Origin of the sequence: Porphyromonas cangingivalis (assembly GCF_900638305.1) — a bacterium.
Taxonomy (GTDB): Bacteria; Bacteroidota; Bacteroidia; order Bacteroidales; family Porphyromonadaceae; genus Porphyromonas_A; species Porphyromonas_A cangingivalis.
Window position 1 is genome coordinate 152,205 of sequence record NZ_LR134506.1, and the last position, 11,652, is coordinate 163,856.

General features: G+C 49.3%; 9 protein-coding genes. 4 read left to right on the plus strand and 5 right to left on the minus strand.

Annotated elements, in window-relative coordinates:
- Nucleotides 1-100: 100 nt before the first annotated feature.
- Genes EL262_RS00635 through EL262_RS00650 form a run of 4 tightly spaced genes read left to right on the plus strand, consistent with a single transcriptional unit; the run spans nucleotide 101 to nucleotide 6,261 of the window.
- A complete protein-coding gene (locus tag EL262_RS00635; protein ID WP_051522771.1) occupies nucleotides 101-1,054 on the plus strand; it encodes a magnesium chelatase ATPase subunit I in 954 nt (317 codons plus the stop codon).
- Nucleotides 1,055-1,090: 36 nt separating this feature from the next.
- Nucleotides 1,091-2,926 carry a VWA domain-containing protein gene (locus EL262_RS00640; RefSeq protein ID WP_036853785.1) on the plus strand — a complete coding sequence of 612 codons (1,836 nt, stop codon included), beginning with the start codon at nucleotides 1,091-1,093 and terminating at the stop codon, nucleotides 2,924-2,926.
- A gap of 7 nt (nucleotides 2,927-2,933) precedes the next feature.
- The gene (locus EL262_RS00645) at nucleotides 2,934-4,094 is read left to right on the plus strand and encodes an adenosylcobinamide amidohydrolase (protein WP_025838688.1); all 1,161 of its coding nucleotides are present in this window, start codon (nucleotides 2,934-2,936) and stop codon (nucleotides 4,092-4,094) included.
- Nucleotides 4,095-4,134: 40 nt separating this feature from the next.
- The gene (locus EL262_RS00650; protein ID WP_078735775.1) at nucleotides 4,135-6,261 is read left to right on the plus strand and encodes a TonB-dependent receptor domain-containing protein; all 2,127 of its coding nucleotides are present in this window, start codon (nucleotides 4,135-4,137) and stop codon (nucleotides 6,259-6,261) included.
- 140 nt (nucleotides 6,262-6,401) lie between these two features.
- Here EL262_RS00650 and EL262_RS00655 read toward each other — a convergent pair whose 3' ends face one another.
- From EL262_RS00655 to EL262_RS00675, 5 genes are all read right to left on the minus strand, one after another.
- Nucleotides 6,402-7,934 carry a RecQ family ATP-dependent DNA helicase gene (locus EL262_RS00655; protein WP_234983425.1) on the minus strand — a complete coding sequence of 511 codons (1,533 nt, stop codon included), beginning with the start codon at nucleotides 7,932-7,934 and terminating at the stop codon, nucleotides 6,402-6,404.
- A complete protein-coding gene (locus EL262_RS00660; protein WP_078735774.1) occupies nucleotides 7,931-8,494 on the minus strand; it encodes a CinA family protein in 564 nt (187 codons plus the stop codon). The genes EL262_RS00655 and EL262_RS00660 overlap by 4 nt, the downstream gene beginning before the upstream one ends.
- Complete coding sequence (tsaD, locus tag EL262_RS00665; protein WP_025838962.1) at nucleotides 8,452-9,477, minus strand: tRNA (adenosine(37)-N6)-threonylcarbamoyltransferase complex transferase subunit TsaD; 1,026 nt, start codon at nucleotides 9,475-9,477, stop codon at nucleotides 8,452-8,454. The genes EL262_RS00660 and tsaD overlap by 43 nt, the downstream gene beginning before the upstream one ends.
- 126 nt (nucleotides 9,478-9,603) lie before the next feature.
- Complete coding sequence (locus tag EL262_RS00670; RefSeq protein WP_025838960.1) at nucleotides 9,604-10,482, minus strand: phosphatidate cytidylyltransferase; 879 nt, start codon at nucleotides 10,480-10,482, stop codon at nucleotides 9,604-9,606.
- A 35-nt stretch (nucleotides 10,483-10,517) separates the two neighbouring features.
- Nucleotides 10,518-11,636, minus strand: a complete 1,119-nt coding sequence (locus EL262_RS00675; protein ID WP_025838958.1) for an endonuclease/exonuclease/phosphatase family protein — start codon at nucleotides 11,634-11,636, stop codon at nucleotides 10,518-10,520.
- Nucleotides 11,637-11,652 lie beyond the last annotated feature (16 nt).

Sequence of the window (11,652 nt, forward strand, 5' to 3'; positions counted from 1 at the left end):
TTAGGCATCCCTCACTTGATCGAAAAATTTTATGCCAAACTTACACTAAAGAAAAATAAACAATGCTATCTGCAACCCATATAATAATCAAATCTCTTATATGACAGTCTCTAACGATCACAGTACCTCGACCGTACCCATATACTTCCCATTCTCTGCCATTGTCGGTCAGGAGAAGATGAAGCGGGCTTTACTCCTCAATGTCGTGGATCCCTTACTCGGAGGGGTGCTGATCTTGGGCGAAAAGGGAACAGCCAAGTCCACCATCGTGAGGGCTCTGAGTACCCTGCAGGCCGGCATGACAGTCGTGGAGCTCCCCATAGCCACGACAGAGGACAAGCTGATAGGATCTATCGACATAGAGCACGCCATCTCGACAGGAGAGGTCTGCTTCTCACCCGGAATCCTTGCTCGCTCGCATGGCAACATCCTTTATGTCGATGAGGTCAACCTTTTGGAGGACTATCTGGTAGACGTGCTCCTCGACGTTGCTGCCATGGGAGTCAATCATATCGAAAGAGAAGGGATCTCGTATGCACATCCTGCCCGATTTACACTCGTGGGGACCATGAACCCCGAGGAGGGAGACTTGCGTCCTCAGCTCTTGGATCGCTTTGCCCTCTCGGTGGAGGTCAGAGGTGAACGATCTGTGGAGGCTCGCAGTGAGGTCTTGAAGCGCAGACTGGCATTCGAACGAGATCCCAAGGGGTTTGTAGAGTCTTACGGAGAGGAAGAAGAGTGTCTTCGTCGGAGCTTGCAGGTGGCAAGAGAGCTTCTTCCTCGGATCGTTTATTCGGATGTTCTGGTAGAAGTCATTGCTCGTATCGGTATCGAGCTTCAGGTGGATGGACACAGAGCAGACATCACCCTCCTCAAAGCGGCTTTGGCCACGGCGGCCTTGGAGGGGAGTGAGACCTTGACATCGAGCCATATATACTCGGCGGCCGAACTGGTACTGCCTCACCGACTGAGGCGAATGCCCTTCGAGCAGGCTTACTTTTCTGCTGATGACCTTCGTCTTCTTTGCGAACGCCTGATACCGGATATTTCGTAAGGGTAGTTTTCTCTTTTTGTAGACAAGTTCGACGGTATGGCATATAGATTCTCTCAACTCGTGGGCATGGAAGATGCGGTTAAGGCCGTGGTCGTAACACTATTACGACCACGTGGGGGGAGTCTGCTCTTGAGTGGAAACTGTGGCACCGGCAAGTCGATGCTCTTGTCGTGTATAGAGTCGATGTGCACCGAGCAGATTGTGCGCCTTCCGTCTTCGCTGAACGAGGATATGTTGTATCCAAGGGTCTCGCTTTCGGCTTCGCACTCGGGAGGTCTCATCGAGCACGAAGGGTTGTTGAGTCGAATGCGGGGACGTATCGTCCTTATCGAGCACCTCAGTCTGATGCCCAGAGATCTCATGTCTCAGATCTATTCACATCTGGAGCGACAGAGCGGAGAGGATAGGTACACCATCATCGCAACGACCAATCCGAGGGAGGGGGCTATCCCTTCCGCCCTTTTGGACAAGTTTGACCTCTTTGTCGAACTACAGACCAGTGAGGTGGTCGATGTCCGTAAACGCATCATTTTGGAAGCCATGCGTGAGGCCAAGGCCGAAGAGGATGAGACCTTGAAGAGCCTGTTGACAGCTGCGATGGTGAGGAGAGACGGAGTCTCACTCCCGTCACAAACTGCTTTATACATAGCGCAGGTCTGTGCCCACCCCATGACACTCGGACATCGGGCGGAGATCGCACTTTCGGAGAGTGCCCTATCTTGGGCTGCATGGCAAAACAAACGTGTCGTCGAGCGTAAAGATGTGGACGCCCTACGTGAGCTTGTATTGAGCCATCGTATGTTGTCGGTGCAGGAGGATGTGCCTCCGATGAGTGAGCCTTCGGAACCGGATGAGACGCAACAGCAAGAGACAAACGGAGAGAAAACGAATACGGAGGAGACAACTCTTCCGACTTCTTCTGAAAAAGAACTCCCCACCGGTATGGAGACCGATCCTCAGGAGGTACTAAAGTCCATGTCTCAGCCTCCGCCTATGGCCGGAGAGGATCGTCCTGCACTCACAGAGCACTCCGAACTGCTATTCAATCCGATAGCAGTACCTGCACGCCGGACCCGTGAGCGTGTCGGTTATGGTCGCAGATTGTACAGTTCGCTCCCAAGTAGGCGTGGCCGTAACCGTAGAGCGATGCTTCCTCGCCAAGATCGATCGGACATCTCACTTCCGGCAACGATAAGAGCCGCTATTCCGTATCAGTACGAACGACACCGAAAAGTGAGGCTTACAGACGACTTGATCGATCTTCGTCTGATCATTCACAAGAGTGATTATCGAGTGCACCAACGCCAACGCCGTGGGGGCTATCACATCCTTTTCATTTTGGATACTTCCGGATCCATGGGGCTTGGTAAGCGTATGGGGCTGGTCAAGGGGACGATAATAGAGCTTTTGAAGGAAGCATACACCAAGCGCGATCATGTGGGGCTGCTCACCTTTGCTCAAGATGAAGCTACCCTCCGTCTGCCATTCACCAAGAGTGTAGAGCGAGCTGCTTATCTCATGGAAGATATACGCACAGGGGGGCGTACCCCCCTGTGGCTTGCGATAGAAAAAGCTAACCAGTACCTTGATCTGGAGCGTAAGAGGGATCCGGAGCTCCTGCCTGTCGTGGTGCTCCTCACCGATGGAAGAGCGACTTCGTCGATGAGTGGCGAAAATAATATCGAGCACATACACAAAGTTGCAGAGGCTCTCTCCCAAAGGTGCTACCGTACCCTCGTCATAGATACCGAACATGGCTTTCTACGCTTGGGCAAGGCTCAGAAAATAGCGGAGTACATGAATGGCGAATACTATCGCTTCGACGAAATTGTACAACTTAAAGAATTGATCACCAAGCAAAATAGAACTTAGTATTACTATGCAGACTTCTCAATCCGATTTCCCTCGTGACCAAATCCTCTTTCACACCCCTATGGGGGATACTGCTTATTTTGCAAACGAGTCTCTCATCATAGAGTTTGCGGGTAAGCGTGGTGTCGTGAGTGCTTCGAACCTTAATGGAGGCTATCGCACGGACTTGCGCTATGCTTTCAATCAAAGTGTCGGCAAGCGTCCTGAGATACGGCAACGACGTTGTACCGGCATGAAGGGGAATAATCTCATGGAGCATTATGCCCTCACGGCCCAAGAGATAGGTTTGCCGGCATCCATCACCACAGGTATGGGGACGGCTGCACTGATCGAAAACATGGCGATTGCTCAGCGCGAGTACCATGGCGTCAAAGTCATGGCTGTAGCCACCGCAGGCATAGATGTCAATGGTGGTAGAGCGGGTGATCCTGCTGCATACGATGAGTTTGAGCGTAAGAGTCTCCTCCCTCCTCCGGGTACGATCAACGTCTTCCTTTTCATCGATGCCAAGCTCGACGGTGGTGCTCTCACGAGAGCTGTCATGACTGCTACCGAAGCCAAGACTGCGGCCTTGCAAGAACTCATGGCTCCGAGTCGCTATTCCGAAGGCTTGGCGACAGGATCGGGCACAGACACATTGATTGTCATCTGTAACGAAGAAAGTGACATTACCCTCTACAACGCCGGGAAGCACGTTCTGTTGGGCGAAATGATAGGTCAGACAGTGAAAGATGCTGTCACTGATGCATTGGACAAGCAGACAGGGATGAATCCTTCTCGTCAAGCTTCATTCTTATGGCAAGGGGTGCGCTATGGCATCACCGAGGAGAAGATCCGATCTTATTGCAAGCACATCCGACAAGGTGTGGATGACGATACCATCACACCGCTCATCGCAGATTTGGAAAGGGATAATCTCCTTTGTACACAGATATTCGCCATCCTGCACCTCATCGACCAACACCGTTGGGGTATGGTGTCTCTCGACAGCCTCAAAGCGGTTGTCCAGTCTCTCATGGATGAGATCGGTGTTCGTCATGATCTTCCCGAGAGACTTGATTTGGATCGTGAACGCATCCACACACCTACATCCGACACCCCTCCGTACAAACTGATCCTCTCTGATCTTATCCTTTTAATAGCTCGCATTATCACTAAGCGAACATAATTATGTAGAACATTAAAGTATTTCAACCAAAGTAATTTTTATGATGAAAAAAACGATTCTTTTCTCACTTGCCTCTGCAGTAACTGCTACTGCTATGGCCATGGGACCTATGCCAAAGGATTCCCTCTCTGCGACAGAACTCGGTACAGTGACAGTCTATGCTACTCGTACCATCGTGCCTCTAAAAAAAATCCCAAGTAAAGTAGAGGTTTTTCAAGGAAAAATCTTGGAACGTAGCGGTAGCTTAAATCTCGGCGAACTACTTAAGACGCACAGCTCTGTCGATATCGTTCAGTATCCGGGATTCTTGAGTACCATCGGTATGCGTGGTCTCAAACCTAATGGCGGTTATGTCACCCTCCTCACCAATGGTATCCCCACAGGCACAGATAATGTCTCAACCTTGGGTATCAGCGACATAGAGCAAGTAGAGGTCCTCAAAGGTCCATTCTCTGCTATTTATGGAACCGGAGCGATGGGAGGTGTCGTGAACTTGATCACTCGTAAAAGTAAAGAGCAGTTGACCGGAGGAGTTTCCTTTAATTATGGCAGCTATTCTACAGCTCGAGCTTCTGCAGTTTTAGGAGGAGGTATTGTCGGAGGTCTGTCTTTCGATGCCGGCTTCTCATACAATGCGCAAGGCAAAGACTACCTATCAGGGCATAACTCTCTACTATCCAAGAGCAAATTGGAAGAAACCATCCTCGATCCAAAGACAAAAGGTGTAGAGAAGCGGGGAAGTCTCTACAAATCCATGATGGGGCGTCTCCGTTTGGGTTACGATTTCTCTCCTGAGTGGTCTCTCAACCTTTACAACAGCTTCTTTAGTGCTAATAACACCCCCGTGGGTGGTCATAACTGGAATACCGCCGAACTTACAGGAAAGGATCTCAACCGCTACTCCACTTCTGTTGAGGTGCTTGGGTCTTTAGGGAGACACGCATTACAATTCACCCCTTACTATAATGTAGAACATGCCAGCTATTTCAATAAGTACAATAGCTCGGATGCCATTGCGACTTATAAGAGCTCTTTGCGAACATTGGGCTTCCTTTTGCAAGACAATATAAACTTTGCCGGTCATAAGTTTACTGTAGGGCTCGATGGTCAGCGTCTGGACAAGGAGAACTCAAGTTTTGATAAAATTACAGGCAAACCTAAGAAACCCAGCCAACCGGCTTATGGAACAAGAAGCATGGGAGCTTTTGCTCAAAGCAATCTAAGCTTTTTTGAAGAACGTCTTAATGTATCATTGGGAGCTCGTCTCGACTACATAAATTTCCTTTTGGAGGCAGATCCACTTCTAAAGAACGAAGCTAAGAAGGAAACTTATTTGAATGTAACTCCAAATCTTGGTGTGAAATATGAAGTGATTCCAGGACTACTACTCCATGCTTCTGCAGGAGGAGGCTTCCTATCACCTGATGCATACAAGAAATCCGGTGAGTATGAGGATGCTTATGGTAAGACTCGAGGAAATCCGAAACTAAAGCCCGAGCGTTCATTTACCATTGACGGTGGAGTCGGTTACTACAACAGGGATTTAGGGCTTTCTTTTGATGCAAGCTACTTCAATACCAATATTCGTGATTTGATTTACAACGTTACCGCAGAAGATAATGTAAAGACTTTCGCCAACGGAGACAAAGCTCGACTATCAGGACTTGAATTTTTGCTCTCTTATGACTTCGGTAGTCTTGTTGATTACAGTTTCTCTCTCCGTACCTATCTCAATGCAACACTTATGTTGGACAGCAAGATGTACGAAAGGAAGAAAGACAAGTGGGATCAAATGCTACTCGTACGTAAGCAAAACATCACCTTCGGAGCAGACTTTACCTACAGAGCATTCGAACTTGGTTTGAAGGGCCGTTATGCCGGACCATCCATAGACACAAACTGGAATACAATGGATTGGAATACCAAGACTCCTATCCGTCCCGAACTTCCCGATCTATTGAAAGCTGAACATCCGGAGATCGCTGCCAACAATCAGATCTTGAACCCTCGTTTCATGACCATCGATGCTTCGGCACACTATTCTTTCCTCAAGGGCTTCCGTGTCAGCATCTATCTCAATAATCTCTTTGATGAGCATTACTTTGAGAAGGATGGTTACAATATGCCCGGACGCAACTTCCTCACAAGTATCAGTTACCGTTTCTAACACAGACGGTCTAATCTAAACAATAGTCCCTTCCGTTAGGTATCATAGAGTGCCAATTCGGAAGGGACTATTCTTTTATCGCAGTCACATTTATTCTCCAAGCGAATTTTGAAGGATGACTGTATATATATGAGCTGAGATTACTTCTTGATCGATAGGGGAATGAGGCGGAAGGGAGCTTTGCCTCTGAGGACTTCGTGTCCGAGAGGAGTTACTTTGAGGGTATAACCATTCATATAGTCCATCTTTAGGAGCCCGTTTTGTATCATTTGATAGATGTACTCTCTCCATTGAAGATTGGATAGGTCTTGTCCTACACCATAGGTGGGGAGGTGGTGGTACTTCAGGTCAAGGAGATCGTACTTCTTTGAGCCACGTAAGATGTCAATGGTCATGTTGATGTTGATCTGCTCGTGGGTGCGGATGATCGCACTCATGGCTTTTTGGGCGATGATGACACCGTCAAAGGTCTTGGGCGAAGGATTGAGACAGACATCACAGTTGTTGCAGTTCTCATGTCTTGGGTAGCCGAAGTAGCCGAGCAGGATCTTGCGGCGACAGATGTCCGCCTCACAGTACCTCTTCATGTATTCCATCTTTTGGCGAACAAGGTCATGCTGTCCACTCTCGCTGATCAACTTCTCGACCACGAAGATGTCTGTGTAAGAGTAGAATAGGAGGGTATCGGCCGGCGCACCATCACGGCCGGCTCGTCCGATCTCCTGATAATACCCCTCGACATTTTTAGGCATATTGTAGTGGATGACCCACCTGATGTCAGCCTTGTCTATCCCCATACCGAAAGCAATGGTCGCACAGATCGCCTCGACCTGTCCTGACGAAAATGCTCGGTGCACGACCTCTCTGTCTTTGACCGACATCGTGGCATGATAAGGGAGTGCCTTGATCCCCATCTTGTTTAATTCCTTTGCAAGGGATTCGGTCTCGCTCCTCTTGTTGCAATAGATGATACCGCAAGAGTTATCGTGGTCATTGATGTATTGCTTGATGGCGATGAGTTTGTCTACCTTTTTGTATCCTCTGCGAACTTCGAGATAAAGATTCGGGCGGTCGAAGTCACCGATAATGAGCTTGGGTGAAGAGAGTTTAAGTTTTGTGACAATGTCCTGACGGGTTGCCTCATCCGCTGTCGCTGTGAGTGCTATCATCGGGATATGAGGATGAAGCTCTTTGATGATCCCCAACTGAGAATATTCGGGTCGGAAGTCGTGCCCCCACTGAGAGATACAATGCGCCTCGTCGACGGCGACCATGGAGATGGTCGCACGTTGGAGCAAGTCTTGCCCCAAAGGTGATAGTAAGGTCTCAGGTGCGACATAGAGCAACTTGAGATGCCCCATGAGCAAATGTGAGATGACCTCGTCTCTCCTTTTGGGAGTAAGGGTGCTGTTGAGTGTGGCAGAGGGGATTCCACGCTCTTCGAGGGCAATGATCTGATCCTTCATCAAGGCAATGAGGGGAGATACCACCAGGGTACAACCATTCAGCAGGAGAGCCGGCAATTGATAGCATAGAGATTTGCCTGCGCCGGTAGGAAGGACTGCGAGCTGGTCTCTTCCGGTCAGCGCGGTACGGATGATTTCCTCTTGCAGTGGGCGGAACTCATCGTGACCGAAGTAATGCGACAACGCTGTCTTGAGATCTATCATCATGACGGAGGGTTGGTGAGGTGTTGGAGCAGAAGTTCAAGTGCCGCTAATGTCACTGTGAGGATGTTTTCTTCTCGACCTCGATCCTCAGATTTGATGAGTCTGCTTTGTATGCCTGAGGGGGTGACGATCGCAATCCATACATGACACGGTGGATATCCCTCGCTTTCGGAAGGACCACACACGCCCGTGGTCGATAGGGCATAGCTTGTCTCGCTGATTTTGCAGATGTTTGTCGCCATTGCCTCTGCCGTCGCCTGTGTGACGAGCCCTTGATTCAGTATGTCCGGAGCTATGCCCAGATGCTTTTGTTTGCTCTCGTAGGTGTATGCTATGATGCCTGTGTCGAACCAGCCCGATGCTCCGGCTACTGCACACAGTGACGATGCCAGCATCCCTCCCGTACAGCTCTCTGCAGTCGATATTGTCGCTTGCATGAACTGCAGCTGTTCTCCGATGGCTTGGGCGGTGTTGTGTATGGTCGTTCTGAGGTAGTCGGACATCGTTATGGAGTTACGCTTTAGATCTGTACACGAGAGTAGGGGGCGGCGTCGATGCTGCATCGGTGTCCCTCAGCAAATGCAAATATCCCTGCCATAGCTACCATGGCGGCATTGTCGGTCGTGTATGCAAATGGGGGGATGAAGACCTTGTGCCCTGTACGTTTGCCATAGTCAATGAAAGCATCTCTGAGACCCGAATTTGCAGAGACCCCACCGGCAAGTGCCACTTGAGTGATACCGTATGCTTTTGTCGCCTTCTCAAGCTTATTCATCAGTATATCGATGATGGTCTTTTGGAGCGAAGCACAGAGGTCTTCTTTATTTTTGACGATGAAGTCAGGATCTTTTGCCAACTCGTCTCTGAGGGTATAGAGGAAAGACGTCTTCAGTCCACTGAAACTGTAATCGAAGCCCGGGATTTGGGGTTTGGCAAACTTAAAGGCTTCGGGGTTGCCTTGGAGTGCCAACTTGTTGACGATCGGCCCTCCCGGATAACCCAGACCCATCACCTTTGCACACTTGTCGAAGGCTTCTCCGGCCGCATCATCGATGGTCTTGCCGATGATCTCCATGTCAAATGCCGACCGAACAAGGATGATCTGAGAGTTGCCCCCTGATACGAGGAGACAGATGAAGGGGAAGTCCGGAGTATCTACACGCTCTGCCGGTGTTTGGATGTAATGCGCCAAGACATGAGCTTGCAGGTGATTGACATCTACGAGAGGAATACCCAAGCCCAAGGCAAGGCCCTTGGCAAAGGTGGTACCGACGAGGAGAGAACCCAGTAGTCCCGGCCCTCTGGTAAATGCGATGGCTCCGAGATCTTCGGGCTTCACGCCTGCCTGTCTGAGGGCTTCGCTCACTACGGGGACGATGTTTTGGAGGTGAGCACGGCTGGCAAGCTCAGGTACCACACCACCATAGGCCTCGTGTACCTTCTGTCCTGCAATGACGTTGGACAAGAGTACATCGCCCTTCAGTACGGCAGCTGAGGTGTCGTCGCAAGAGGATTCGATGCCAAGGATTATCGTATCAGGATTGATGGATGTCATTTTGAGTAAATGTTTTGTTCTCGTTGGAGAAAGTCGTGTATGCATATTGCTTCTACTGTCGGACAGCCTAAGCGACTTTAGAGACAGGCCTTGGCTTTGGTTCGGAGCGAGCGGACTTTATTTCAAATAGACGATGATTTCGATGAACATAAATGCCGGTATGGCTGCAAAGAGGATGCTGTCGATACGGTCAAGTACTCCTCCATGTCCGGGAAGGATGTTGCCTGAGTCTTTGACTCCATACGTCCTCTTGATGAACGACTCAAAGAGATCACCCCAAGTCGCAAAGACCCCTACAAGAGCTGCGAGTATGAGCCAGTTGTAGATCGTAGTAACCGCAGGGAAGATGTAGTAGAACGCCAAAGAGCCAAGTAGGGTGAAGACGATGCCACCCACAAAACCTTCGATTGTCTTCTTGGGCGAAATGCGTTCGAAGAGTTTGTGCTTGCCAAACTTCGAACCTACCAAAAATGCCCCTGTGTCGTTGAGCCAAACAAAGACGAAGATCGGGAGCAGCCAGAAGGTTCGTTGCATCCCTGAGACATTTCCTTCGAGATCCATTATCGTGCCTTTGTCGACACAAAGGAGCATCAGCATACCGAGAGGTACGGCGATGTATATGTGGCTGAAGAAGGCCAACCCCACTTCATATATCGGTCTGCTTCGCTCTCGATACAGCTCCGCAGTCAGGTAAAACAGATAATATGCCAGATATGGAAGAAGCAGGATGAGAAACTCCCGATAGGCCACGCCCTGTATCGAGCTGGTGAAGATCACATAGAAGAGAAGCATCGTCATGAGTGCGTGCACGATCTTGAGCATGAGTCGTTTGCGGTTGATGCCCACGATGCTTTGGAGTTCGAAGTTGGCCTGACCTGCAAAGACAGCAAAGACAGCTCCTATGAGCATCACAGAATCAAGAAGTATGCCCGACAGAATGACGGCGATGTAGACAATACCCGTAATGGTACGGGCTAAAAGGTTCGAAACGTTCATAAAAACTTCGTTATGATAAAAATCGTTTGATATGGTTACTGATTAGGTAGTGCAAAGTCCACTATGAGGGGGTTGTGATCACTACTCCATTTGTAGCGTGGTAACTTAGCCCTCAAGACAGTCATTCGCTCGTCGTAGAAGAGGTGGTCTATGCGGAAGTAAAACAGAGGCTCATTGTACGATATCCCTATGCCCATGCCTTTATCTTCGTAAGCATCTCTCAGAGAACTACGCATCTTACTGTAAGTGTAAGACATCGGGGTGTCATTCATATCCCCCGTGATGATCGTGTAGTCCGGCTTGTAAGTGTCTTTGAGGTGTTTGACTTCTTTTTGTACCTCCCTCGACGCTTGAGCACGTTTGGACAGAGGTTTCCCAAGTCGTCCATAGAGCTCTCGTACGAGGCTTGGTATGCGCTTGAAGAAGTTTTCCTTTGTCACATTGGTATAGCTATCTTTCTCTTTTTTAGTGAGTCTGTATGATTCCATGTGGTTATTCACCAAAAGGAGTTTTTTGTCGTTTGGAAGTCGGATCAGATACGCTACCGAAGCATTGCCATCTGTCTTATAAGGGTACTCTATGACGTGCTTCTTCACGATGGGATACTTCGAAAGCAAGACAAGCCCCTGACTATGTGTCTTATAGTCGAAGTGGGCATCCCTATGAGGATAGACCTTGCCGAACTTTTTCCGAAAAGCCAGTGCATTTTCTGCCTCATCACGAGAGAGGATGGCCTCTTGGAGACAGACTATGTTCGCCTCACTGTTTCGGATGATGTTCTCTGCGCTGAGCGAGTTGGCTCGATTGGGGAGAAATCCCGACACATTGTATGTCATGACTCGGAGGTCTTGCGTAGCTTCGTTTTCTTTCAGCGTGATCGGGAAATAACTCTTCAGATAGCTTATCGAGATGATCAGCAAGATGGCATGGATGATCAGGTACTTCCATCGTCTTCGCAGCAGGTAAACCACCGTCATCAGCACGAAGAATAAGAAGATGATCGGAAACGCCAGGTTGAGTACTGCCGGTATAGAGACGATCTGCGGAGACACATACGGAGACAGGAGTGCCCCCCCGTATAGGGACACGAGGATGACCTCGAGGATCAACTCGATGGTCCATGTGGTCTTCGCAAAGATATTGTACTTAGGCATTTCTTGCTGGTTTATG